Below are 26,179 nucleotides of genomic sequence, written 5' to 3'. Positions count from 1 at the left end.
CCCCTAATTTCATATTCGATTTATAATAGGGATACAAAGATAGCTGTTTTTATCCATTCTTGACATCGCGCCTATAATCCACAAAACAATTTTCGGTTGTAAATCCGTAAATTTGTGCTCGGCATTCATTCTCTTAATGAATAATAGAGTTTATAGATAGTTCACATGCAAAACAAAAAAGTACATTTCGTTGATTGGGGTTTAACAGACTATCAGGATGCGTGGAATCGGCAGGAAGAGGTTTTTGCAAATACACTGGCTATAAAGAACGCAAACCGTAATGAAAATCTGCAGCTTCCCACGCCGAATCATCTGATTTTTACAGAGCATTCTCATGTATACACGTTGGGGAAAAGTGGCCATCCTGAGTACCTTCTTTTGGACGAAGATGGGTTAAAAGCAAAAAATGCGACCTTCTACAAGATAAACCGGGGTGGCGATATAACCTATCACGGTCCCGGACAGATTGTAGGCTACCCTATTTTGGATCTCGACAATTTTTTTACTGATATCCATTTATACCTCCGCACGCTGGAGGAAGCGGTTATCCTTACCTGTGCAGATTATGGAATAATGGCGGGAAGATATGAAGGATTCACTGGCGTGTGGATAGATGCTGACAATGCGAAGGCCCGGAAAATATGCGCTATGGGCGTTAGAGCGTCGCGCTGGGTGACCATGCACGGATTTGCTTTCAACGTGAACGCTGACCTCGACTACTTTAAGAATATCATCCCTTGTGGAATAGATGATAAAGATGTAACATCCTTACAGCGTGAGCTGGGGCGTGAACTGGATTTAGTTGAGGTAAAGGAAATTTTGAAAAAGCATATCGCAACGCTTTTTGCCATGGAGATTGTCTAGATAGGTGATACCTAACCACCCTTGATGCCTCGTCGCTGATTTCCTAAGGCTATTTTATGTTTTACAAAGGGAATGTCTGTAAACGTGTGGTGCGACAATTAGGCTTCGTTCGCCGTCTGAAATAAGGTTTGCTGTATATAGATAGGCTGTTGGCTCGAAATCGTGACCACATTGGTATTTTCGAGTTTATACACATCGAACAGCTCCGTCTCTTCATAACGGGTGGCTACGGAAAGTTTTATCCCCGTGCAGTGTGGGGCAAATGTTTGTTCTACGATTTCCACGGTGTTGTTCTGGCCGGAAAGATGAGACAAGATTAAATGTCTCAGTCGTGGCGTACGATTCTCCAAAAATACTTCCAGGGATAATTTGTTTGAAATATGCCCCCAACCGCTTCTTATCCTATTCTTCAAATAAAAAGAGTATCGGCCTTTTTCAAGCATCTCCTCATCGTAGTTGGCTTCCAATAGCAAAACATCGACATGTTTAATAACGTGCTTCACATTTTCGCACGCCCTTCCAAGGTCTGTGAGCACACCTACATTGATTTTCCCGTCACTAACCAGAAAGCTGCAAGGCTCTTTTGCATCGTGGTACTTCGGAATCCCATATATGGATAACGTCCCAATCTCTACTTTCTCATTTGGCAAAATAATATGAACAAGTTCGGGAGGAAGATTTAATCGAGAACCTTTATAAGAGCCCGCTGTAATATATACCGGCACCTGGTACCGTTTGCAGAATACGGAGAGACCACGGATATGATCACTATGCTCATGCGTTATAAATATGGCTGAAATACTGCTTGGATCTATCCCTAGTTTAGCCATACGCAGCTCGATATGCTTCGTATTGATCCCTGCATCGATAAGAATCGCATCCCCGTCACCACTTGCTAGATAATAGCAATTCCCATTACTTCCTGAAGCTAAAGCACTATATTTCATCCGCGTGTTTGTATTTTAAGAAACATCCACATTTCGTGTTCCCATCCATCTCCTATATCTGTTGCGCGAGCAGCAGCGGCCAATTTATATCTTTTATTATTGTCTTCCAAATCATACAGCAATGCATGACCTGCAACTGACATCAACATTCCGGCAAGCTTAACGGTACTTTAATTGCCAAGCCACCATCGGCCGTCTCCTTATATTTTGCGTTCATATCTTGCGCGGTATCCCACATGGTACTTACCACCGCATCAAGACTCACCTTCGCTTTATCAGGATTTGAGTTTAACGCTAACTGTGCTGCTGTTATCGCTTTTACAGCGCCCATGGTATTTCGCTCGATACAGGGGATTTGTACTAGCCCGCCGATAGGATCGCAGGTCAGACCCAGGTGATGCTCCATCGCTATTTCGGCAGCCATCAGCACCTGTCTTTGCGATCCACCTAAGCATTCCGTCAGCGCAGCAGCAGCCATAGCCGATGAGACACCTATTTCCGCTTGGCATCCGCCCATCGCCGCAGAGATCGTTGCTCCCTTTTTAAATATGGAGCCTATTTCGGAAGCTGTAGCAATAAACTGCATGATCTTTTCTTCCCAATAACCATCATGAAAGGTAATATAGTATTGCAGCACCGCAGGAATAACGCCTGATGCACCATTCGTAGGCGCTGTAACCACACGACCGAATGAGGCATTCTCTTCGTTCACTGCTAGGGCAAAACAACTTACCCAATCAAGGATATAACCGAAATCTTTGCCCCCTCCACGAATAGCGCTTAACCAGCTGTCATAATCTTCGTAAGCGCGTCCACTTAAAAGACGTTTATTCATCTTGGCTGCTCGACGTTCCACGTGCAATCCTCCCGGAAGCACGCCCGCCGTGTGACAACCTTTATAGATGCAATCTCTTAGCGTGCGAAAAATATGTAAGATACCTTCCTTCGTTTGCTCCTCGCTTCGCCAAGATAGTTCATTCTCCATCACCAGCTCTGAAATCTTTAAACCAGTACGCATACACCAAACCATGAGTTCCTGTGCCGTATCCACCGGGAACGGCAACTCCACTTCGCTTAATACGCTTTCGGCATCGCCTTCCTGTACGACAAATCCTCCGCCAATAGAATAATAGGTTTCAGAAACCGCTTTTCCATCGTGAAGGAAAGCCTGAAAAGTTACGGCATTCGGGTGGTAAGGCAAACTCTCCGTATACAAGAACATAAGATCGGAGGTGTAGGAAAATGTAACTTCCTGTTCAGCACCCAAATTTATCTTCCCAGAAGTTTTTATCTCCTGCACTTTGGGTGTCACTTGCGACACATCGAAGGTTACAGGATCATCGCCACTAAGTCCGAGTAGGACGGCGATATCTGTACCGTGGCCAACGCCGGTCTTTGCCAGCGATCCATATAGCAATATGTTTATGCCGACCACCTCGTTTAGCAGTGCTTTATTTCTAAGAATTTCTACGAAGCGTTGTGCTGCTCGCCAAGGGCCCAAAGTATGCGAACTAGATGGTCCGATACCAATTTTAAACATATCAAAAATAGAGATTCGCTCGTTTGCCATTTCCAGAATTTAAGCCCACACAAAAATATTGTTTATACGGCAATATCCTCCATTTTTAATACTAATTTTTAGCACGAAGAATTAGCAAAATACTAATTATAAGTGAGTTTAGTTAGCAATATAATATTAAGCGCTGTCGAGCAGTTGACACCTAAAACAAAAAAACATCCCATGTTATCTGCATTTAAAAATATGCGGACAGCATGGGATGCCATAGATAAATTTTTTCGCTGCGACGACCTTGGTAAGCGCCTCTTTAACTATTAAAGACCATCGCCATATTGGAAGCGCTTATTAATCGCTACGGGCAGTTTTCCCTGTGCTTTAATTTTTCCTAATAGCACTTTGGCGGCAGCCTTTTGCATAAAGCCGTCGTTCTGGTAAGCCATAATAATGCCACTGCTTCGATCGATCGATAGGTTATCGAGCATATAGGGGTTCGTAAACATCGCTGTTATCGTTCGGCGGCCTGCCACTTTATCTACAAATGCACGAGCCGGTTCAGATAAATCGGACTCGCTCCGTGGCCGCGGGCGGTTATCGTGAATAGCAAGTACAATTTGTCGAAAGTCGCGTATTTGCTTCAAAAGCTCTTTCAGTTGTTCCTCCGTTTCTTTCCCACTGATGAAGAACTGTGTCTTTGTAGTAAGCTGCCCTGCAAGCTCTTTTTCGAAATCTTGAGCCTTTGAAATCCCTACAGATACAATGGCCGTTTCCTCACGGCGATCAAATGTCTTGATTCGGCGATCCGCTTTCAGCACAGTTATTGCGGCATCTGCCAAACGTTGGACAAGCTGTTTCGATGCATTATTATTTAAATCGGCCATTAGATTCTGCATAGGAACGGGTCTACACTGATTTAGCCCAACCCAATACTTTGCTGCCAGCACACGTTTCACGCGCTGATCCAGTTCGCTCTGCTTTATCCGTCCGCTTTTTATCGCCTTGTCGACCAAGTCAATCGCACGTGCGCTGTTCTCTGACACCTCTAGAAGGTCGTGCCCGGCCTCAATAGCCATCACATCGGCTTCGCCGTTCGGAAAAAACTTTTTGACCCCGTTCATGTCCATTGCATCAGTCACCGTAAGTCCCTTAAATCCTAGCTCCTTTCGCAAAAGATCGGTTACCACCTTTCTGGATATTGATGAGGGAATATTAGGCGTTGCGTCTAACGCGGGGATGTTCATATGCGCCACCATAATCGCCGGGGCACCCGCCTTAATTAATGCACGAAAAGGAAAAATTTCCAACGTATCCAGTCGCTTCTTGGTAAAATTAAGCTGCGGCAAATCATGGTGCGAATCAACTTCCGTATCGCCATGCCCCGGAAAATGCTTGAGAGAGGCGATGATACCACCATCCACCATACCATCCATATAGGCTTTTGCTTTCCTTGTCACATTATACTTATTATCACCAAACGAGCGGAAATTGATGACTGGATTTTTAGGGTTATTATTAATATCTACTACCGGCGCAAAATTGAAGTGCATGCCGATGCGTAAAAAATCACGCGCTACCTGCTTGCCCATCTCGTAGATCAGATGTTCATTTTGCACGGCACCAAGCGTCATCTGATAAGGATATGAAACCGTCGAGTCTGGCATACGCATCCCTAAGCCCCACTCTCCATCATAGGTTATCAGTAACGGTACCTTGGCCAATTTTTGGTATTGGTTAAACATTTGAGCGTGCCTAACTGGACCCCCCTGAAATACCACGAGCCCGCCTAATTGCTCGCGCTGGATAACCTGCCCAACGGAGTCGATATATTTCTTCCCTAAGTTTGTATGTGCTCTTACCAAAAATAATTGTGCAATACGTTCCTTCGGTGTAAGCTTATTAAAAACAGAGTCTACCCAAGCATTCTTGCTATTAATAAACTTCACGAAGTCAGGCCTTTTCTGCGCATGAACTGACAGACCAACGCATACCAGAAATAAAAAAGGAAGAATTTTCTTAATCATATTTAGTTTTTTACCGCCCTAATATACATCAAAAAACAGGCGCATCAAATTTATGCATGAATAATTGTGAAAACAGCATAAAAGCGCATTAGGAAAGCTTGTATTTCTTTTCTAATAATTGCGATAGCGCATTACCGTTACTGATATCTTCACTCGCAGCCCTTTTCCAAAGCATATCGATCGTTAAAAGTAGAAATTGCGTTTCGAGCTCTGGATCTTGGTAACCCAATTCTGTAAAAGCCTTTACGAGAATGGGCTGTACAGGCTTCATAAATTGTTCGTGCTGCTGTTTAGAAAATGCATTATGAGAAAGGCGCTCTTGGAGCTTCCAAAACAGCGGTTCTTCCGCTACCAACTTACTCGGTAAGAAAATCATGTTCTGCAAAAATTCTTTCGGATTTCGATAGGTCATCATTCCACGGTGATGAGATAAAACGCGTCGGTACCCGGATTTCACGATATGGGCTAAGAGCGTATCTTTATTGCCAAAATGTTTAAATATTAATGCTTCTGAAACGCCCGCTTCGATGGAAATCTCCTTCGTTGATGTATCCACGTAGCCCTTCGTAGCAAAAAGCGAAAGCGCTACTTTCATTATTTTTTCCTTACGGCTTAGCGTCGTGTCTTTCATTCCTATTTTTTTTCAAAGATACGATTTTCATCAAAAGCAGCATCCTGATCAATGCGGCCTGCAACGGTACGCGAGCTGTGCAATCATTTTTGATGTTGGAATGAAAAAGACAGGGCCAAAGACACGCATTTTTTGTTGTCCACGTTGCCTGCTAATGTCCTGAAAGAGTTCTTTAGAGGTAATTATCAAACAGTTTTTGCTGAGCTTGATTAGTCAATCGTTAACATATAACCGACACTACGGATATTGGTAATTTTTATGCGTTCGTCTTTAGACAAATATTTTCTGATTCGGCTGATAAACACGTCTAAGCTTCTGCCCGTAAAGTAAGTATCGTCATTCCAATAAGCGCGAATAATCTCCTCTCTGGGTACCACCTCATCCTTGTGTTCAAATAAACGCCGCAAGAGCTCCACCTCACGGAAAGAAAGCTTTTCCTGCTCCGTGCCGTATGTCAGTGTAGATTTTATGGTGTCGAGTACAAAATCGCCGATAATATACTGCTTCATCGCTTGCGCTACAGCCACTCTTTTTGTTAATGATTCGATCCGGACAATAAGCTCTTCTATTTTAAACGGTTTTCGCACATAGTCGTTAGCGCCCAAGTGAAACCCTTTGACAACATCCTCTGTATGGGTCATGGCAGTCAGAAAAATAATTGGTGTACTTAAGTCTACCTTCCGAATCTCCGTTGCGACAGAAAAACCATCCATCAATGGCATCATAACGTCTAGCACAACGATATCGGGCTTTTTGTGTTTAAAAGCGATAACGGCATCCCTTCCGTTTTCCCGATGTGTCACTTGAAATCCATGCGCTTCTAAGCTATCAGCAACGATAAGCGCTAAGCTCAACTCGTCCTCAACGTACAATACATCTACCATTTTTTCAATATTTAGGGATTTCAATTGTAAATGTACTCCCTTTTCCAAGTTCGCTGCGAACGGCTATGCTTCCTCCATGTTGCTCAACAACATGTTTCACGTAGGCCAAACCTAAACCGAAGCCTTTCACTTCGTGGAGTGTCCCTTCCGGCACGCGGTAAAACATATCAAAGATGCGTGGCGAATGTTCTGGGGCGATGCCTTTACCCTTATCTGATATCGACAAGAGGATATTTTCTTTAAAAACCTTCAAAATGATATGTATTTGGACCGGGTCGGCAGAATATTTAATAGCGTTGTCAAATAGGTTGCTGACCACATTTTTTAAATGGGCTTCGTCAGCCATGATTAACAGCTGTTCGTCCTCGTGATCAAACGTAGTCGTTATTTCTTTAGCCGCGCTAATTGTGGCTAATTCCAAACAGTTATTGATTAATGGAATAATATTCACCTGCTGCTTAAAAATGCGAATACGGTGGGTCTCGTCTACATCAAGCTGCAGCACACGCTCAATCATGTTATTAAGATGTTCCAACTCGGCCTTTGAAAGGTCGAGATACTTATTCATCTTTGCTTTATCATCTTTAGCTACAAAACGTTGAATAGCCTCTACAGCGGCCATCACGGTTGCCAACGGGGTTTTCAACTCGTGTGTCATATTGTTCACAAACGCTTTCCGCAATACAGCCTCTTGATTCTGTCTCCTTATGGTCTTTAATAAATACAGAAAAGTGCCTAATAGCGCTGTAAGCAGTAACAAAGAAAGAAAAAGTTGGCCACCGAGCTTGAAAACCAAATAAGACCATGGATTGTCAAACTTAGCTAGTAAGAATTGTTCACTTTCTGGATTAATCAAGATCGGGCGTGTAAAGACTTCCCCTTGCTTTCGTCTGTACTGTATATAAGCATCGAACTCATCGCGATGAATGATCTCCGTTGAGAGCTGAAATTTTGTTCGCATCCTATTTTTTGCCAACGCTTTCTCCAAACGAAGCTCGAGGGTATCGAGCAATGCGCTATTGAAATCCATTTTCTCAAGCAAATACAACGGTAGCAATTCGTTGGGCGCATCTTTTCCCGCATCATCACCGCGCACTCTTCTATTTCGTCCCCGTCGAAAATCCGCTGTGTCTAGAAAGGTTTGCATAGGCGCTACATCCAAATTGGGATACACTTTTCTTAAGATCGATAGAAAGCCCTTATGCCGTCTTTCCGCATCATGCGCATCTAATTCTGCCTTCTTTGCAGAGGCCGTAAAGTCGTTTTGATAGTAATTTTGCAGGACGTTAAATAAAGCCCTTTCTGCTCTACCAAGAAAAAGCTCGCGCTCGCTTTTATAGCTGCCATACAGCCAAAAAGACAAAACAAGGCCAATTCCAGTAGCCGTAAGCACGATCAAAACGAGGAGGATTTTATACTTTTTTAACATTATTAATACAAATTTAAATTAGTAGATTTGCATCGCACGGGTAATCGGCTAGTTTTAACAAAATATAACACTGATTAACAGTTCTCTGCACCCAATGTGGCAAGAAAGCCTGTCTACAGCTTTTAAATAGGTGTACAGCGCATCGGAAGGGAGGAGATTTTAACAAAATATAACACATGTTAGCTGTTCTATTTGATTACTTTTGCTCGTCAAACAATACATATGAATCATCTTATTAAGAGAAGTATTTCCTTTTTTGCATTATCTATTTTTTTGCTGATCATTACCGGGGCCTGCGATAAGGATATGAGTGTGATGTTGGATAATTCGGCAACAAGCAATGTTGGTGTATCTCTTATCGACTCTTTTACAATTAATACTTCCACTGTGCAGCTAAACAATTTGCCTTCTGCTGGTAGAGGGACTATTTTAGTAGGAAAGGCAGCCGATGCTACTTATGGAGAAGTTAAATCGACCTCTTATTTCCGTATTGGATTTTCAAGCTTCACAAATGATATTCCGGAAAATGCGGCATTTGATTCGTTAACACTTGTTTTGAGACCCAATAGTGCAAGGTATGCATTTGGAGATACTACCAAAATTCAAAAGATAAACGTTCACCAGCTTAATCAAACGCTGGAAACCAAAACGATTACGGGAGGTATCCAGAATACGGCTATACCCGTTTATGTTGCAGGCGCATCTATCTTTAGCGACCAAACTTTTGACTACAATCCTACGGCAATCGGTTCAACGACGTTTAGCCCGCATATGCGTTCGCTAGACACTTTAAGCATCCGTTTAAGCCAACCTGTCGGCCAAGATTTTTTTGATCTTATTCGATCGAATGACGTGCGTGTATCATCCAATGAAAATTTTACAAACTACTTTAGAGGACTTGTTCTTGTCCCTGACGAAAATAATACCGCTGTTGTAGGTTTCCGTACAGATACAGTACAGGTGAAAGTTAATTATAGTTTTACAGGCAATGATGGTTTTAGAAGGTCAGCTTCCAAAATAATGACGCTTGTGGATGGAGGCCTTCAATTTAACAATATAGCATACGACCGCACAGGAACTGCTTTTGAAGGATTATCCGCAACAAATCGGGAACTCCGAACCAGCGCAACAGGTGGTCTTACCTATGTTCAATCTGGAACTGGCGTTGTAGCGAAAATTGAAATGCCATCGTTAAAAGAGTTTTTACAGGATGACAACCTTTCGATTAACAAGGCAGAACTTGTCATCGAATCGAGCACACCGCTGAATACCATGTATCCGGCACCTGGTAACTTAATGCTGTATGTTGCGGATTACAATGGGATACCAGTATCTGCTCTTACAGTTCCTTACGCGCAGCAGGCCGGTGCTATTCAAACGGCAAGTTACGTCGCAGGTAATCAAACAGGACGAAATGGGACGTATACATTTGACTTGATCGTATATTTGAAAAATTTGAAGTCCACGACTATGTATGACAATACATCACTGTATCTGAGTTCGGTAATCCCGATTCAAGAATTGATGAGTACTTTCAGCACAGTTAATACTGCATTTATCGCAACAGAGAATGCAAAACCAAAAATAAAATTGAATATATTATACACTAAATTTAGGTAATTTATGAATAAGAAAAATTGGCTATTATTAATCTTAGCCTGTGCTATTGCTTTTACATCGTTCAATTCCTGTAGCAAAGATGACGAAGAAGATACAACAGATACCGGACCAACCGAATGGGTAAGATCGATCGTATTTAAAAATGATCCGAGAAATGGCGCCGCTTCTTTCACACTTAATAACCAAGCCTACGTGGTAGGAGGATTTGTAAGAAATGAAGGCGTTGTAAATGATGGCTCTAGCTTTAACGGCTCAACTTGGACAGACATCTCTGATTTTCCTGGCCAGGCACGGCAGATGGCTGTCGGTTTTTCGATCAATGGCAAAGGGTATATCGGTACTGGATCTACTGGTACGGATGATTTAGCAGATTTTTACAGCTATGATCCGCAAACGAACACCTGGACAGAAATCGCTCCTTTCCCGGGCAGAGCACGCTATGGTGCCGTAGCATTTACTCTAGGAAATTACGCTTATGTGGGCTTAGGTTCAACAAAAACAGAAGCTAAATTTAGTGATTTTTACCGTTATGATCCAGCAGCGAATACTTGGACGGAGATCCCGGTGCCTTTCCGGTATAAAAAAGCGTTTGCATTTTCTTTTGTTATTGGCGACAAAGCTTACGTAGGTGGTGGTTACGCAAATAGCCCGACATTACCAGAAGATTTTTATTCGTTCGACGGAACAAACTGGGCGCCACTTGCTGATTTGAACCGCAGCGACGACACATATACTTACGACGTTCGGAAATATAATGCCAGCGCATTTGTTATCGGCAACGCAGGATACGTAGTAAGTGGAAGAGGTAGTGGATCAGGTATAACAAGCACCGTTTGGAAATATGAGCCTGGCTCCGATTCTTGGACAGACAAACACCAATCGCTTCCAGCTGATGCCCGCGAGAAAGCCGTTGGTTTTGCGTTGGATGGAAAAGGCTATATCAGCACCGGTATAAATGGTGCATTTAACTTCGATAACACTTGGCAGTTTACGCAAGTACGCTAGTCAAAGACGTTTAATATACAGTCGAAAAGGTGGTCTAGGCCACCTTTTTTTGTATCCAAAATATGCGGTATCCCCGCTGCAATAAGCCTGTAGCCGAACGTAACGACGCGTGTGAAGCGTTTCGCGCACATCGCGCATGATTCATTATGACGCGATAAGCGAAAACTGCAGCTACGCGAGCCGTTTGCACACATAGCGCCGCAGGGCATGCCTATAAGTTGGGAAGGAATTAAAAAAGGCTATTCGTTCGAATAGCCTTCACGTGTTGTATAATCGGGACTACTAAATCAATCCCTTTTTGTTTAATAGTTCTGCAATTTGCACGGCGTTTGTAGCAGCGCCTTTCCGCAGATTGTCAGCAACAACCCAAAGGTTTAAGGTATTGTCCTGAGACTCATCGCGACGAATACGACCAACCAAAACTTCATCTTTTCCATGAGCATCTTTCGGCATCGGGTATTTCAGGTTCGAAGGATCATCAACGACGATAACACCCTCTTGCGCCGCCAACAGCTGGCGAACTTCATCAAGATCAAAATCACTTTCGAATTCGATGTTTACCGATTCAGAATGGCCGCCCATAACTGGGATACGCACGGTAGTTGCGGTAACGCGGATGGAATCGTCTCCCATAATCTTATTCGTCTCCTTGATCATCTTCATCTCCTCTTTTGTGTAGCCATTTTCTTGGAATACGTCAATATGAGGAATCACATTTAAATCAATTTGATAAGGATACGCCTTCTCACCTTCTTTACCAGCACGCTCGTCCATCAATTGCGTAACAGCTTTCACACCTGTTCCAGTTACAGATTGATAGGTAGAAACGACTACACGTTTGATCTTATATTTTTCATGTAGCGGCTTTAAAACCACAACCATTTGAATAGTCGAACAATTTGGATTGGCTATAATTTTATCATCAGCAGATAAAACATCTCCATTTACTTCTGGAACGACAAGCTTCTTCGTCGGGTCCATGCGCCAAGCAGATGAATTATCAACGACCGTGATTCCTGCTTCGGCATACAGCGGTGCAAATTCTGTCGAGGTAGTACCACCCGCAGAAAAAAGCGCCACCTGTGGCTTCAATGCAATAGCTTCAGCTGGTGTCACGACCTTATACTTCTTCCCCTTGAAATCGATTTCCTTACCCTTACTCTTTTCTGAAGCGACAGGAATCAATTCTGTTACCGGGAAATTACGTTCTGCTAAAACGGTCAAGATCTCTGACCCAACAAGGCCCGTTGCGCCTACTACTGCAACTTTCATAGTTAAACTTATTTTGTTTGTATTATTAATTATTGAATTCTATAGATTTATTTCAAGGTATCAAACATACGAAATATGCAGCTCCTTTTATAATTAATTCTGCAAAATTTATCGGTGCGCAGGATATATTTTTGAAAAGTTATCAAAGCCAAGCTTATTTTCATAAAAATAACACAATAATTTTGGTTGATTTTTTCAATTTTAAAAACTTATTGGATACCTCCACAATATACTCCGGCCGTTACCTATCTAAATTTCCGCGTGGCAGATCTGCACGCTACGGTACCATAAATAGTTTTACTAAATAGAGACGTAATGGTTCAATACATAGCTTTAGTAAAGCCCCCCCATACGCTTTCATAAACTTATTGTCACATATATCCACCGGATGAAAAACTTCATTTATTAAACTTTTTTGGTACGTAGGTTTAGCGAGGCCTTTCTAGTTGGACATGAAGCAGACTTTTGAAACGAATTTGCAAGGATAATCGTACCTAGCATATGGCCATATTTGAAATCAAGTCAATCGATTGATTCGCTATAAAACGGCCGTTTCTAAGGCTGAAGATCACGGCATTAGAATTGTAGAAATAGCGCTTTCTGCAAACAATGAGTTTGCCTGTAGAAGTTAGATATTAATTGTTCAAAAGTTCATTATCAATGATTTAAAGGCGGCTTTTTACTTAGGTGAAGTGGGAAATAGTGTAAAGAGATGCGCGAAAAATGAGCTATCTTTGCAGCAATGAAAGAGCGTATAATAATTATTGGAGCAAATGGCCAGATAGGATCAGAACTGGCAATGGCCCTCCGCCAAAAATTTGGTGATGAAAACGTTATCACTTCAGACATCCGAAAGCCGGACGACCTGAAAGAAGGGCTGATTTTCGAGTCGATTAATGTATTGGATAAGGACGCGCTGCGATCCTTATTGATAAAATATGAACCAACACAGATCTATCTGCTCGCGGCGATGCTATCAGCCACAGGCGAACAATACCCGCAAAAAGCATGGGATCTGAATATGAATGGCCTCTTGAATGTGCTTGATTTAGCGCTAGACTTAGGCATCAAAAAAATATTTTGGCCAAGTTCTATTGCCGTTTTTGGCCCGCACTCGCCAAAGGTAAATACTGGGCAGTATTGCATCATGGATCCGTCCAGCATTTATGGGATCAGTAAACTAGCCGGCGAGCGCCTTTGCGAGTACTACCACAATAAATATGGACTTGATATCCGCAGTATCCGATATCCGGGAATCATCTCTTGGAAAACTTCACCTGGTGGGGGAACGACAGACTATGCTGTACACATCTTTTTCGAAGCACTGAAACATGGGAAATATGCATCCTTTCTATCCGCTGAAACGGAACTTCCTATGCTTTATATGGAAGATGCAGTACGCGGAACAATAGAGCTTATGGATGCTCCAGCAGAAAAAATCACTATCCGCTCGAGCTACAACATTGCGGGCATATCATTCACGCCGGCGCAAATCGCAGAGGAAATTAAAAAAATTCTTCCTAATTTTGAGATGTCTTATGTCGACGACGATCCCCGCCAAGCTATTGCCAACTCGTGGCCAGCAAGTATAGATGATTCTTACGCACGAAACGATTGGGGTTGGCAACCAACCTATGATTTGGAAGGCATGACAAAAAACATGATTGAAAACCTCAAAACACACGTATAAAAATGGGTAGAGCATTTGAATTCAGAAAAGAAAGAAAATTTAAACGCTGGGCCAAAATGGCCGTTCAGTTCACACGTTTAGGGAAAGAAATCGCAATGGCGGTTAAAGAAGGCGGCCCTCACCCGGAAAACAATTCGCGCCTACGCACAGCTGTACAAAATGCGAAAGCGGTGAACATGCCTAAAGACCGTGTCGAAGCCGCAATAAAGCGAGCCTCAGAAAAAGATGCGAAGGGTTATGAAGAATATGTGTATGAAGGATATGGCCCGCACGGTGTGCCTGTTCTAATTGAAACGGCGACAGATAATACAAACCGTACGGTAGCAAACATCAGAAGCTACTTCACAAAAGCAGGCGGATCATTGGGCAAAACAGGCTCGCTGGATTTTATTTTCCAACGTAAATCAATATTTCGCTTTGATGCCTCCGAAGAACTGGATGTAGAAGAGCTGGAACTGGAATTGATCGATGGCGGTCTTGAGGAACTCTATGTGGAAGCAGACGAAGAGGGTAATGATGTAGTTGTAGTACAAACATCATTTGAAGATTTCGGAAATATGCAAAGCTTGCTGGAAGAAAAAGGAATTGAGGTGAAATCAGCAAAACTTGAACGTATAGCCCTCTCCCACACCTCGACAAACGAAGAACAAGCCGCTGAAGTACTCAAGATGATTGATAAGATTGAGGAAGATGATGATGTACAGGCCGTTTATCATAATATGGACTAAAGTAGTCATTGATAGGAAGGAAGCAAAACAAAGCTTCCTTCCTAATTTTTAAGAAATTGCGCCTATCGTATTTTCGATATACCCTTTGCTGTGCTACGCGAGTAGCGTCTCACGGATCTTACCAATCCATTATCCTACACCTCCGATCGAAGACGTGTTTTTGCGAATAGTTACTCAAAATTATTACGGGTTTAAGGTCATCTCTGGATCGTGATATGATACGTAGCTACGTCGAAAAATTAACGAATGAATGGTCAATACGGTTGCTCAGAAAAATTATTGGATAATTTTAAACATGCTTGGTATTATTTATTAAATTTAGCACTTGGACATGATGACATTTGAAGATTTTTTTGCGAAAAAAAGAATAGATATTTCGCTTCTGCAGGCAAACGAGCGCTCTTTGTATGAAGAGTTTAGGCTTCACTATGCTCAAATGGGTGAAAAAAGCTTCGACCATACAAAAAAGTTTTGGTTCAATAACTTGCGAAAAAAATACCTTTTGCTGGATAAGGAAAATCAAACTACGCCGTCCGAACAGGCCGCACCACTTGTAGAGAAGTCGGAAGCTAACGCTGCACAACCAATCTACAATCCGACGGGCTTTAAATCACGTTTCAAAAAATCAACAACAGAGGAAAATAAAGAAAATACAGTCGACGCAGACAAAGAAGTTCATTCTGCTGCAATTCAAAAGCCGGCTTTTAAATCTCGTTTTAAAGCAGGTGTAACGTTGGAAACCGAAAACAAGAAGCCTACGACAACCGGATCGACGAATCAAGAAGATCCTATAGCTGAACAGGCTAGTAAGCCGGCAGGATTCAAACCGCGCTTTAAAGCAGGCATAACGAAGCCTGCTGATGAGCAGCTCGAAACCCCGAAAGCCGAAGATCCCGCGCAAGAAGATAAACCAACAGAAACGCCGGTCAGTAAACCCGCAGGGTTCAAACCGCGCTTCAAAGCGGGCGTAACAAAGCCTGCTGATGAGCAACCGGAAACCCCGAAAGCCGAAGATCCCGCGCAAGAAGATAAACCAACAGAAGCACCGGCCAGCAAGCCTACCGGGTTCAAACCGCGCTTTAAAGCGGGCGTAACAAAGCCTGCTGATGAGCAACCGGAAACATCATCGCCGGAAGAACCGAAGCAAGAGGATAAGCAAACAGAAACGCCGGTCAGTAAACCCGCAGGGTTCAAACCGCGCTTCAAAGCGGGCGTAACAAAGCCTGCTGATGAGCAACCGGAAACCCCGAAAGCCGAAGATCCCGCGCAAGAAGATAAGCAAACAGAAACGCCGGTCAGTAAACCCGCAGGGTTCAAACCGCGCTTTAAAGCGGGCGTAACAAAGCCTGCTGATGAACAACCGGAGACCCCGAAAGCAGAAGATCCCGCGCAAGAAGATAAACCAGCAGAAGCGCCGACCAGCAAGCCTACCGGATTCAAACCGCGCTTTAAAGCGGGCGTAACAAAGAATAAGCCTACGGACGAAAATCCGTCTGAGTAAATTAAAAATTAGCTATCAAAAATTAAAATTTGAATTATGTTGAAGGAAGAAAGACAAGCCTATATCATTCACCAAATAAACTTACATAACAAAGTTTTATCGTCAGATTTGAGTGTACAGCTCAATGTATCAGAAGACACCATACGGCGAGATTTAAATGAGCTAGCCGAAAATGGACAAGTTTTGAAGGTGTATGGCGGGGCATTATCAAAGTCTTTTCAGTTCCCTTTTCAAGAAGGAAATGTCTACGCCAAGGAATCCAAGAAAGACATTGCGAAGAAAGCCATTTCTCTTATACAAAATGGCATGACGGTACTCGTTGGCGGTGGTACAACAATGATTGAACTTGCGCGACTTGTCCCTAATGAAATTCAATGCACATTTTTCACCATCAGCCCGCTGGTTGCGCTTGAACTTGCGGAAAAAGAGAACATTGACGTGATCTTGCTTGGCGGAAAACTGTCCAGAAATACAAATATTGTTACTGGAGCGCAGGTTATAAACGAGCTTTCCGATTTACGCGTAGATCTGTGCCTATTGGGCACAAACAGTTTATCACTCGATGAGGGTATCACCGATTCGGACTGGGAAGTCGTTCAAATTAAACGAGCGATGATAAAGTGTTCGAAAAATCTTGCAATCTTAAGCATCACAGAAAAGCTAAACTCCAACCAAAAGATGCGCGTAGCGCCATTAAGGGATGTCACCTATCTTGTCACAGACCTAGATCCAAAACATCCAAAATTGACGGAATTTGCGAAACAAATCCAAGTGATATAGCTATTTTTTTGATTGCAGTTTCCGGATTGCTCGACGTGCAATCCAGAAATTACTTTCAATTTCCATATTGTGCCACAGCAAGCTATAGTCGACTTCTCTGTTAAAAACCATCCGCTTGATGTGTTTTGCCAATGCTTTGAAAGAATAGCTTGATAGGCCATTGAACGGTTTTGCGTAATAATTTTTATGATGGCGCTGCCATTGGTCAACAGCTATATCATCCACAAGCTTTGTATAATGGCTATCATCCAATAGCTTTTCATTTAGAGCGCTCAACTGCAAAGCTGTTTCCTCCTTGGACCGAAGCGATACAGAAGTATCATCTTTGCGTGTCAGACGGAGTTCTGCTTGCTGGATAACACCCCTTTCTACCGTTAGCTGCAGCGCCGCACCCGTTCTCCAAGCAAGCGTATCTGTAATGCCATCGAAATAGAAATTGCCTAAGCTATAGATAATATGCTTCCCCTTATAAATTTCTTGTCCCTGCACAACATGCGGATGGTGCGCAATGACGATATCTGCTCCGTGGTCAACCAACTCGCGATACCTATTTCTCCATTCTGGGATCGGGAAATCCACCATTTCTACGCCGGCATGCACCTGTACAATAAGAACATCTACCTGCTGTTTATAGCGCGCCAGATCTTTATTGACCCGCGGGTGATTCACCCAAGCGTAGCCGTGAGACCTATCACCGTTCAGCGCACCATATCCATTTTCGGCATACGCCAAAAAACCGTAGCGGATATTATCGATGTTTTTAACAAGCATATCGTATGCTTGATCTTCATCCCCTACTCCAATTGCGTCCTCCCCAAATGCTTGCATAGTTTGCAACATGGCTTCTTTACCATAATCTAGAATATGGTTATTTGCCATCGCAAATAGGTTGAACCCCAAGTTACGCAACCAAATAGGAGCTTCCTTCCTTTGTTGTATGGTAGGCCCTGTTTTGGCATCCGCAGCGCCAACCCCGGCCAATGGTGCTTCTACGTTGCAACAGCAAATATGCTGCTCGGCAATTAATGCCCGTAGCTCCGATGAAAAAGATGGTTCCGATTGCAGGACAACATCACCTACAAAAAGTAATTTATGTTGCATTTCTTTTTACTAACATGATTTCAATAGGCTTAATCGTAATGTATGCAAAATACGCTTTCAGTAAACCGTTTTTAAATCCAAGCATCTTCAACAGTTCTTTTACTTTAGGCGTATGCATTAATTGCTGGAAAAGCTTTTCTTTTTTTCCTATTGTCGCGATCCGATCATTGATCCATTTTAGATACGCAGGCTTAATGACCTCTTTCAAAACCGCTACGTTGAGCGGCTCCAACGGAGTATGCATCAAGGCGTAGTAGTTCAGGGAGTTTTGATAGGTATAGCTATGCTGCTGTTCTTCAAATAATACGCCGTTTGATTTGAAAAAATCGCGCTGCCATTGCCTGTTAGCTCTACGTTCTGCTGGAAGATTTAGCATAGCCAAAGCAATATTTTCCTCTAAAAACGGCGAATATCCCGGAAATCCGTAAACGGATGGCACTTTTATGAGGTATTGTAAAAGCATCATTTTTGTACGCATCGCTGTGATGATTCTATATTCGGGAGATTCAAGATGCGCTTTTTGTTGGTCGAATATCGGCTCCACCAAGGATGTATAATCTATTCCCGTGGCGAGAGACGATTCGGCACTCATGCCGTGCGTGTACCCCAACTTTAAATACGATTGCGGGTCTGCAATTGGCGGAACGTCTACTGCGCCTGCCCATGCATCGCCAATGATACCGCTCAACAAATGCAGCTTTCTTTGATTTTCCATGTCGGCAATCGCGCCGTAAAATTCCATATGGTACGTACCCGAAGCGCCTACTGATGGTCCGAAAATTTCATACCAGTCTTGAACGTAGTTGTTAAATTTTCCCAAATCCACGCGCATCCAGTGTGTCCCGATTTTTTTTGATAAAGCTGCTGCATATACCGCTTCGCGCGATAGGTTTTGGTTGAACGATGTTCCATACGTGTAGGAACGAATTCTACTTTTATCCTTCAGCAAGACATTCAGCAGTCGGGAATCGAAGCCTCCACTTGTCGGGATTAGAATATCATCCGAAAAACTTGTGCTCCACGTATTCAATGAATCGGAAAGCATCGACAAGACACCATCTTCGTGACTTCGTACGCCAATTCTTTGGATAATGTTATCGTCCTCGCGCTTAACCAGCAACTTTCCATCTTCCAGATGTAACGTTTCATTTGGAAGAAGGTATTTGACATGCTTTACCGGACTGTGTCCAAAAACACAATAACCATAATCCAAATAAGCTGACAAGCCTTGCATATCAATTTCTAGGCGGTTATAGTCTATTACCTCGTCAATTGATGTGCTGTACTTCGCCGTACGCTCATTGTAAAAAATTGTTCCGTATCCTACCCAATTGCCCTTTGCAACTTCCATTCTTATTTCCTTGCTAATTTTCGTTTACCCATGTTTACCAACTCCATCCAAATTTCATTCCTTCCTAAATGATTCCCAACGATGTATACCATTACGAATATAATGCTTTGTAACGACAGCAAGATTAGGTCGTGGATATTTGGAAAGAAATGACTAAAAAGCATGGCTAAACAAAACGCGACCACACTGATGAAAAAGCTAAATGATAAATCTCGCAGCTGTCTAAAAAAATGATAGCCATAGATCTTGCCGCTGAAAAACGTACTAACACAATAGAATGCTATACGTATACCAATTTGCCCGAATATAATCGACAAAATCCCAAACCTGAATGTCGCTAATAACACCGCAACTGCGGTTGCTATTTTTATGACTTCCAACCAAAGTGTATAGTCAGATTTTCCCTTGATATTTAAAAAATTAACATTCAAATCTGTCAAGGAGATAAACATGCCTGCGAAACACAATAGTTGAAAATAACAGATGGAAGCAGCCCATTTATCAGACAGAAAATAAGTGAATGCCGGCTCAGCAATCGCTATCGCGCAAAGACTCACTGGAAACAACAGGAAGCCTAAGGTCTTCATCGATTTCCGACAGGCATTTAAAAACCTGGGGTAATCGTCTTGAATAGGCGTGAGGGTAGAAAGTGTCGTTCCTTGAATAACAGAAGAGATTAGCATGTTTGGCGTCTCGCCCCACTTGTTCGCTTGGAGATAAAAACCTGTTTCTGCGAGCGAAAAATGCTTACCAATAAATGCGTAGTACCCTTGTGAAAACACTTTCCCTAGCATACTCCCGACCATAAAAGATACCGAAAATCGAAGATGCTTCTTGAGCACATCAAATGAAAAGGATAGATTGATCTTCCAATCACCCCAAAGCCACAGCATAGCTGTTCTGAAGCTCGAATAGAGAACCGGCTGGAGCAATATCGCCCATACGCCAAATCCTAACAATGCTAGTGACACCACCGTCGTACCTGAAAAAACAATAGCGAATACGTTAATCCGGGCAGTTTGCTTAAATGAAAAGTTCTTGAGCAGTTTCACGTACTGTACGATCCCAAAAGAATGTACAATGAGCTGTAAGAAAAGTACCCGTGCATACAGCGCAAGACCTTCGATGTCATTGAAGCGTTCGAGATAAGGAGCTGCAAAAAACAGGATACCGTATAGCAGGACGCTGACAGCAAGATTAAACACAAACATGGTGGCGTATTCCTCCTCTTCAACCTTTGGCGAGCGCACAAGGGAAGTAGCTAATCCACTATCAACGAAGGTTGTGGCGATAGTCGAAAAAATCATCAGAACGGCTAGTACACCAAAGTCGTTTGGTGTAAGTATGCGCGCAGTGATGATACCGACCACCGTAATGACGAATTGGTTACCAAAACGGTCAATAGCATTCCAAAACAACCCCTTCAGTGTATTTTGCTTGGTATTTTCGCTCATGAAAGATCTTAATCCAATAAGTTAACAAAGATATTAATTGAAAAGGTAGAAAAAGAGTGGAAATGAATCCAAAGCGAGAATAACTTTTTTATATTTGAATTCAGGATCATTTTTTTATGTCATCATTAGCGCCCATCGTATTATTCGTTTACAACCGACCGAAGCATACCAGAAAGACACTGGCGGCATTGGAAAAAAATCTTTTGGCGTCCAGCTCCCTCCTATTTATTATTTCCGATGCAGCAAAAAATGCAGATGCTGTGGAAGCCGTAAACCAAGTACGATCCATTATTCGTGAACCTTGGAATTTTAAGCACATTACGATTATGGAGCGCAACCGCAACTGGGGCCTCGCGGAAAATGTAATTGATGGCGTCACTAAAATTATTAATGAGTATGGTCAGGTGATCGTCTTGGAAGATGATTTGGAGACATCGCCTTATGCCCTCACATATTTTAACGACGCCCTCCTACGCTATCAGGCGGAAGAACGCGTTATGGAAATAAGCGGCTATATGTATCCTGTGCAGCACCCTAAAAGACTGCCAAAGTCTTTCTTTTTCCGTGTCGCCAATAGCTGGGGTTGGGCAACCTGGAAAAGGGCTTGGGATAAATTTAATCCGGATATCGAGGCGTTGACGGAAAATTTTGATCGGGCCGATATTAAGCAATTTAGCATCGAACGGTCTGAAAACTTTTGGAAACAGGTGAAAGCCTACAAAGCCGGAAAGATCAACTCTTGGGCTATCCGCTGGTATTTGTCAGTCTTTAATGCGCAGGGACTCGTGCTTTATCCGCGAAATTCTATGGTGCAAAACATTGGCACCGACGGTTCTGGCACGCATTCCGATCGCGACAATGTATATCGCGTGGAACTTGCACAGAGCAAAATGAAATATTTCCCAAACGAAGTAGAGGAAAACAAAAAGGCATACGAGGCTATCAAACAATTTTATGCCACAAGAAAAGGTTCCATCATGGAGCGATTAGTTCGCTACCTCCATAAAAAACTACAAAAAAACTAGTTTAGGCCTTATCTTGAAATACCAGCGTACGAACCGTTTTTGCAACTAGACTATACCCCACCTTAGCCATCAACTGATAGATAGCAGAATCCCGCAATTGCAAGAAATCAACGGCATCCTCTACCAAAACGAAGGCTGGACGATAAAGTGTCCAATCATTGGACTGCAGTACAATCAGATCAAAGCCCTCTGCATCAATCGTAAGAAAATCAATTTTTTGGCCTTTCGGTAGATATTGATCTAAGATCTGCGCCAAAGGAAGTGTTTTTACCACGATCGTTTTAATAAGATGATAACGAGCGTGTGCACTATTTCGGTATTCGGATAGTTCTTTTGAAAAGCCGTTTAGCGCCGGCTCATTAAAACAATAGTATGTCAATTCTTGTGGGCTATCACTAACGCCGATATTGAGACTGATGTCTCTGCTCCGAAAGATGCGAAATAGTCGCAGGGCTTTTGGAGATGGCTCAATGTTTATTCCACGCCAACCTTTACTATAGAAATATTTGGTATTTGAGAAGCGGTAAGGATGATGCGCCCCTACATCCACGTAGTAACCTTTGTATCCTTTCAGATGTTCGTAGAGGCTCCGGATGATCATATCCTCTCCATCTTGCGCGTATGAACAGTAATGGAAAAACTTATGCACTGGGATATGTTTCAATATCGCCTGCTTTAGTAATAACACGGTGCGATTCATTAAGTTAAAACGAAAATAAATTAATATTATTTTCCAAATGGTTGTGCGAATAATTCAATTTTAACATTTTATTTTTCGCCATAGGCGAATCCATATCGACCATACTAACATAGATATTCGTATTTTTGCAAATAAGGCTTTTTGCATGACAAAGTTTACACCCAAGGTTTCTATCATCACTATCGTATTCAACAATGCGCGGGATATTGAGTTCACGATTAAGTCGGTCATCAGTCAAAGCTACAGCAACGTAGAGTATATCATTGTTGATGGGGCATCTACTGATGGAACGCTGGCTATTATAGATCGATATACAGCGCACATTGATACGCTAATTTCTGAGAAAGATGAAGGCATCTATGATGCAATGAACAAAGGGCTAGCCGTTGCTACGGGCGACTATGTTTTGTTTCTCAATTCAGGCGACGAACTCTATGCAGCAGATACTTTGGAACGCGTTTTCTCCGCAGAAATAGATGCTGATATCTATTATGGCGAAACAAGACTTGTCGATGAAGAGCGCTATGAAATTGGTGATAGACGCCATAAAGCACCGCGCAATTTCAACTGGCGATCGTTTAAATATGGCATGAATGTTTGCCATCAAGCGATCTACATAAAACGAAGTTTAACCGCGCCTTACGATCGTACTTACCAATTAAGTGCAGATATCGACTGGATCATTCGGGCTTCGAAAAAAGCGCAAAAGATTGTGAATGTGCATGCTTATGTAGCGAAATATCTCGTCGGCGGCATGTCGCAAAAGCGCCATAAGCAAAGTCTTCGAGAGCGTTATCAAATCTTTAAAAAATACTACGGAGCGATTCCCAATTTGATAAACCACGGAATCATTGCACTCCGTTTAATTTCACACCGCATAAAGCATGGAAAAACCAGAGACTAATTTATTTGACCCGGCGCTACTTATCGAGCTAGCAAATAGTAAGATGCCCTTTGGTAAATACGAAGGCTGGTTGCTATGTAACTTACCAGAGCCCTATCTTGTGTGGTTCAGACAGAAAGGATTTCCAAAAGGGAAATTAGGAACGCAACTCGCTGCGCTTCATGAAATCAAAATGAACGGATTGGACTATCTTTTGAGGCCATTGATCAAAAAATGATAGCCATCAATTTTAAACAGCTCTTTTTTCGTACCTTTGCCGCATAAAATTTTAAACATTAAACGCCGTTTGCAGCGGTATCAATGCATATGAATACATACCACACCTTGCTGTACTATTGCTACAGCCCTATCGAAAATGCCGAAGATTTTGCGGCAAAGCACTTAGAATTTTGTCAATCCCTTGGACTTGTTGGTCGCATTATCGTGGCGGAAGAAGGGCTTAACGGCACTGTCTCAGGCACTGTAGACGCTTGTAAGCGCTATATGGAAGCCATACATGCCGACGCCCGTTTTGCAAAAACGGAGTTTAAAATTGATGAGGTTGCAGAACCCTCTTTCATCAAAATGCACTGCCGGTATAAGCCAGAGATCGTACACTCAGGTTTACGGAATCCAGAGATCATCGACCCCAACAAACAAACGGGAAAACACCTTGAACCGACAGAATTCCTGGCGATGAAAGATCAGGATGATGTGGTTGTATTGGATGTGCGATCAAACTACGAACATAGCGTGGGACGCTTCAAGAATGCTGTCACGCTGGATATAGACAACTTTCGCGAATTTCCGGAGAAGGTTAAAGAGCTGGAGCAGTATAAAGGAAAAAAAATATTGACCTATTGTACAGGCGGAATAAAATGCGAAAAAGCTTCTGCATTGCTTTTGCAAGAAGGTTTTGAGGACGTTTACCAACTGCACGGCGGGATTATCAAATATGGTAAAGAAGCAGGTGGAAAAGATTTTGATGGCAAATGTTACGTGTTCGACAACCGCGTTACAGTAGATGTAAACGCCGTAAACCCGACGGTAGTGTCTACCTGTAGAAACTGCGGTACCGTAACGCCGAAGATGATTAATTGTGCGAACCCCGATTGCAATGAGCATTTCACGCAGTGTGATGCTTGTGGCGAGAAACTGGAAGGCTGTTGCTCAACAACTTGCATGGAACACCCGCGGAAAAGGGAGTACGATGGTACAGGCTATTATATCAAAGTGCCGCAACCTGTCAATCTAGAGAAAATCAGCAAAAGAAAGCATAAAAACTTCCCGCCAAAGGAAACGGTATAAAAAGAAACGGTAGGCTGTAAATCCTACCGTTTTCTTTTTATTGCCATCGCCACTCGCCGGATACCTGTAAGGGCGTTTTGAGTCCGTAGCGTTCAAGGTAAGCCTTTATAGCATCATCGGTTAGCCGCTGGGCAGGGATTTGTGGCGTTTGTGCTAAACTATAAGCTAACGCTGCACCCAACATCACCGTTTGTTCCAATCCTTTTTTATCAACCAAGCTGAAAACGTCTTTATCAGAGTGGTAGTAGGCTCCTGCGTTGTTTGGAAGTTTCCCTCCCGCACCGCCGCCATAGGGTAAGCCTGCCAGCATAAAAGGCTGATGATCGCTGTGTAAACCCGCAGCAAAAGATACATTTCCATTGAAGGTGCTGTCTGCGGATTTAAGCTGTATCATCCATTCCCGATATAGGTTTTGCATTTCCTCCCGAGAGCTATGAAATGCTGTAGGCGCATTGGTCATATCAAAGTTCAACATAAAAGCGATATCATCTAATTGATTTTTTGCTTCCGCCGATGCTACATAGGCTTTTGATCCTAAGAGCCCCTGTTCCTCGCCCATAAACAGTACAAACTCCATGGTACGTTTGGGTTTTACCTTTAGCTGTTTTAATGTTCGGGCCATGTCAATAACGGCGAAAGAGCCTATTCCATTGTCTATGGCGCCGGTTGCTAGATCCCACGAATCCAAATGGCCTCCTACCACAATTTTCTGTTTGCTTTTACCTTTTAACGTAGCAATAACGTTTCGCGCTTTAACACGCGCAGACTCATTTTGCATGTTTATTGCGGCAGATAGCTTATCGCCTTTCTGTAGCCGTGCTTTTAAAGCCATACCATCTTCATAGCCGATACACACGGCCGGGATAGCAATCAGATCTCCCGTGATGGACGCCGTTCCTGTCAACAGAACGCCACCCGGCACCGCGTTAACAAAGATGATGCCTTCGGCACCGTGCAGAGCCGCAATCGCAGTTTTTTCCGAACGATGGAGATTTTTTGTTCCCGTGGCAGATCCTGGCAGCAGCTGGAGATAAACCAACACCGTTTTACCTTTAACGTCTTTGCCTGCATAATCTCGCTCCAGCCCATTGCCTAAATCTATAAGGGACGACTCCGTTCGCGCCTCGACTGGAGAATGTGCGAGCGCCACAGATTTTACAGATTTTCCGCTGATTGTTACACTTAAAGATTTTCGTTGCCAAGAAACCATGTCAAATGGTTGATAACGCACGTCATAGCCGTAAGACCTTAACAAATCGAAAGCTAGCTTTTCAGCTTTCGCACCCTGGTCGGATCCTGTTAAACGATGTCCCAGACTTTCCGTAGCCTGCTTTAAATTCGTATAGGCTTTGGAATGTTCCCTCACGTCGGAAACAATGCGGGTATAAGCTTTCCCAAATTGGTCTTGGGCAAAACTGTGCAGGGTGGATACTGCAAATAAAAGAAGTAGCGAGATTTTCATGAAATAT

24 protein-coding genes are annotated in these 26,179 nt (G+C 42.9%); 11 read left to right on the top strand and 13 right to left on the bottom strand.

From position 1 onward, the window contains the following. The first annotated feature begins 165 nt into the window (after positions 1–165). The gene (lipB, locus tag DI53_RS08985; protein WP_037497906.1) at positions 166–864 is read left to right on the top strand and encodes a lipoyl(octanoyl) transferase LipB; all 699 of its coding nucleotides are present in this window, start codon (positions 166–168) and stop codon (positions 862–864) included. Between the two features lie 98 nt (positions 865–962). On the opposite strand, the gene DI53_RS08980 is transcribed toward lipB, so the two are convergent. The 7 genes from DI53_RS08980 to DI53_RS08955 all read right to left on the bottom strand — a co-directional run bounded on the left by DI53_RS08980 (position 963) and on the right by DI53_RS08955 (position 8,292). After that, positions 963–1,811 carry an MBL fold metallo-hydrolase gene (locus DI53_RS08980; protein ID WP_037497904.1) on the bottom strand — a complete coding sequence of 283 codons (849 nt, stop codon included), beginning with the start codon at positions 1,809–1,811 and terminating at the stop codon, positions 963–965. After that, complete coding sequence (locus tag DI53_RS20315) at positions 1,808–1,960, bottom strand: hypothetical protein (RefSeq protein ID WP_157836764.1); 153 nt, start codon at positions 1,958–1,960, stop codon at positions 1,808–1,810. The genes DI53_RS08980 and DI53_RS20315 overlap by 4 nt, the downstream gene beginning before the upstream one ends. After that, a complete protein-coding gene (locus tag DI53_RS08975; RefSeq protein ID WP_037497902.1) occupies positions 1,954–3,381 on the bottom strand; it encodes an L-serine ammonia-lyase in 1,428 nt (475 codons plus the stop codon). The genes DI53_RS20315 and DI53_RS08975 overlap by 7 nt, the downstream gene beginning before the upstream one ends. Before the next feature lie 263 nt (positions 3,382–3,644). Next, positions 3,645–5,348, bottom strand: a complete 1,704-nt coding sequence (locus tag DI53_RS08970; protein WP_037497900.1) for a glycoside hydrolase family 3 protein — start codon at positions 5,346–5,348, stop codon at positions 3,645–3,647. 88 nt (positions 5,349–5,436) lie between these two features. Continuing rightward, positions 5,437–5,979 (bottom strand): TetR/AcrR family transcriptional regulator, encoded by a 543-nt coding sequence (locus DI53_RS08965; RefSeq protein ID WP_037497895.1) that lies wholly within the window; start codon positions 5,977–5,979, stop codon positions 5,437–5,439. A 209-nt stretch (positions 5,980–6,188) separates the two neighbouring features. Continuing rightward, complete coding sequence (locus DI53_RS08960; protein WP_037497892.1) at positions 6,189–6,863, bottom strand: response regulator transcription factor; 675 nt, start codon at positions 6,861–6,863, stop codon at positions 6,189–6,191. Positions 6,864–6,867: 4 nt separating this feature from the next. Next, positions 6,868–8,292 (bottom strand): sensor histidine kinase, encoded by a 1,425-nt coding sequence (locus tag DI53_RS08955; protein ID WP_037497889.1) that lies wholly within the window; start codon positions 8,290–8,292, stop codon positions 6,868–6,870. Positions 8,293–8,514: 222 nt separating this feature from the next. Here DI53_RS08955 and DI53_RS08950 point away from each other — a divergent pair, with 222 nt between their 5' ends. Continuing rightward, a complete protein-coding gene (locus DI53_RS08950) occupies positions 8,515–9,912 on the top strand; it encodes a DUF4270 family protein (RefSeq protein ID WP_037497886.1) in 1,398 nt (465 codons plus the stop codon). A gap of 3 nt (positions 9,913–9,915) precedes the next feature. Further along, the gene (locus DI53_RS08945) at positions 9,916–10,917 is read left to right on the top strand and encodes a Kelch repeat-containing protein (RefSeq protein ID WP_037497877.1); all 1,002 of its coding nucleotides are present in this window, start codon (positions 9,916–9,918) and stop codon (positions 10,915–10,917) included. Between the two features lie 282 nt (positions 10,918–11,199). Here the strand turns inward: DI53_RS08945 and DI53_RS08940 are convergent, their stop codons facing one another. Beyond that, the gene (locus DI53_RS08940) at positions 11,200–12,189 is read right to left on the bottom strand and encodes an aspartate-semialdehyde dehydrogenase (RefSeq protein ID WP_037497874.1); all 990 of its coding nucleotides are present in this window, start codon (positions 12,187–12,189) and stop codon (positions 11,200–11,202) included. A 742-nt stretch (positions 12,190–12,931) separates the two neighbouring features. On the opposite strand from DI53_RS08940, the gene DI53_RS08930 reads away from it, so the two are divergent. The 4 genes from DI53_RS08930 (at position 12,932) to DI53_RS08915 (ending at position 16,888) form a co-directional block, all read left to right on the top strand. Then, positions 12,932–13,879 (top strand): NAD-dependent epimerase/dehydratase family protein, encoded by a 948-nt coding sequence (locus DI53_RS08930; RefSeq protein WP_037497867.1) that lies wholly within the window; start codon positions 12,932–12,934, stop codon positions 13,877–13,879. A 2-nt stretch (positions 13,880–13,881) separates the two neighbouring features. Next, positions 13,882–14,607: a YebC/PmpR family DNA-binding transcriptional regulator gene (locus tag DI53_RS08925; RefSeq protein ID WP_037497863.1), complete on the top strand. Its 726-nt coding sequence runs from the start codon at positions 13,882–13,884 to the stop codon at positions 14,605–14,607. 331 nt (positions 14,608–14,938) lie between these two features. Further along, positions 14,939–16,108: a hypothetical protein gene (locus DI53_RS08920; RefSeq protein ID WP_037497860.1), complete on the top strand. Its 1,170-nt coding sequence runs from the start codon at positions 14,939–14,941 to the stop codon at positions 16,106–16,108. A 36-nt stretch (positions 16,109–16,144) separates the two neighbouring features. Continuing rightward, the gene (locus DI53_RS08915; RefSeq protein WP_037497857.1) at positions 16,145–16,888 is read left to right on the top strand and encodes a DeoR/GlpR family DNA-binding transcription regulator; all 744 of its coding nucleotides are present in this window, start codon (positions 16,145–16,147) and stop codon (positions 16,886–16,888) included. Here DI53_RS08915 and DI53_RS19580 read toward each other — a convergent pair whose 3' ends face one another. From DI53_RS19580 to DI53_RS08900, 3 genes are read right to left on the bottom strand one after another with little or no spacing between them, the layout of a single operon-like run. Next, complete coding sequence (locus tag DI53_RS19580) at positions 16,889–17,989, bottom strand: CapA family protein (RefSeq protein ID WP_052072242.1); 1,101 nt, start codon at positions 17,987–17,989, stop codon at positions 16,889–16,891. Beyond that, positions 17,979–19,340, bottom strand: coding sequence for an asparagine synthetase B family protein (locus DI53_RS08905; RefSeq protein ID WP_037497855.1), 1,362 nt, complete (start codon positions 19,338–19,340; stop codon positions 17,979–17,981). Before DI53_RS08905 ends, DI53_RS19580 begins: the two co-directional genes overlap by 11 nt. 2 nt (positions 19,341–19,342) lie before the next feature. Continuing rightward, a complete protein-coding gene (locus DI53_RS08900) occupies positions 19,343–20,794 on the bottom strand; it encodes a lipopolysaccharide biosynthesis protein (protein WP_037497853.1) in 1,452 nt (483 codons plus the stop codon). Between the two features lie 116 nt (positions 20,795–20,910). Here DI53_RS08900 and DI53_RS08895 point away from each other — a divergent pair, with 116 nt between their 5' ends. Continuing rightward, positions 20,911–21,819 (top strand): glycosyltransferase family protein, encoded by a 909-nt coding sequence (locus DI53_RS08895; RefSeq protein ID WP_037497851.1) that lies wholly within the window; start codon positions 20,911–20,913, stop codon positions 21,817–21,819. A 1-nt stretch (position 21,820) separates the two neighbouring features. Here the strand turns inward: DI53_RS08895 and DI53_RS08890 are convergent, their stop codons facing one another. Beyond that, positions 21,821–22,483: an FkbM family methyltransferase gene (locus tag DI53_RS08890; RefSeq protein ID WP_206538015.1), complete on the bottom strand. Its 663-nt coding sequence runs from the start codon at positions 22,481–22,483 to the stop codon at positions 21,821–21,823. 181 nt (positions 22,484–22,664) lie between these two features. Between DI53_RS08890 and DI53_RS08885 the strand changes: the two genes are divergently transcribed. From DI53_RS08885 to trhO, 3 genes are all read left to right on the top strand, one after another. After that, entirely contained in the window at positions 22,665–23,423 is a 759-nt protein-coding gene (locus DI53_RS08885) for a glycosyltransferase family 2 protein (RefSeq protein WP_037497839.1), read from the top strand. Then, positions 23,404–23,640, top strand: coding sequence for a DUF3820 family protein (locus DI53_RS08880; protein WP_037497838.1), 237 nt, complete (start codon positions 23,404–23,406; stop codon positions 23,638–23,640). Before DI53_RS08885 ends, DI53_RS08880 begins: the two co-directional genes overlap by 20 nt. Positions 23,641–23,729: 89 nt before the next feature. After that, a complete protein-coding gene (gene trhO / locus DI53_RS08875; protein ID WP_037497837.1) occupies positions 23,730–24,710 on the top strand; it encodes an oxygen-dependent tRNA uridine(34) hydroxylase TrhO in 981 nt (326 codons plus the stop codon). A gap of 37 nt (positions 24,711–24,747) precedes the next feature. On the opposite strand, the gene DI53_RS08870 is transcribed toward trhO, so the two are convergent. Then, positions 24,748–26,172, bottom strand: a complete 1,425-nt coding sequence (locus DI53_RS08870) for a M20/M25/M40 family metallo-hydrolase (RefSeq protein ID WP_037497836.1) — start codon at positions 26,170–26,172, stop codon at positions 24,748–24,750. Positions 26,173–26,179: the final 7 nt, after the last annotated feature.

Source organism: Sphingobacterium deserti (assembly GCF_000757725.1).
GTDB lineage: Bacteria > Bacteroidota > Bacteroidia > Sphingobacteriales > Sphingobacteriaceae > Sphingobacterium > Sphingobacterium deserti.
The sequence above is the reverse complement of the archived record's forward strand: the minus strand, read 5'-3'. Positions and strand labels throughout refer to the sequence as shown.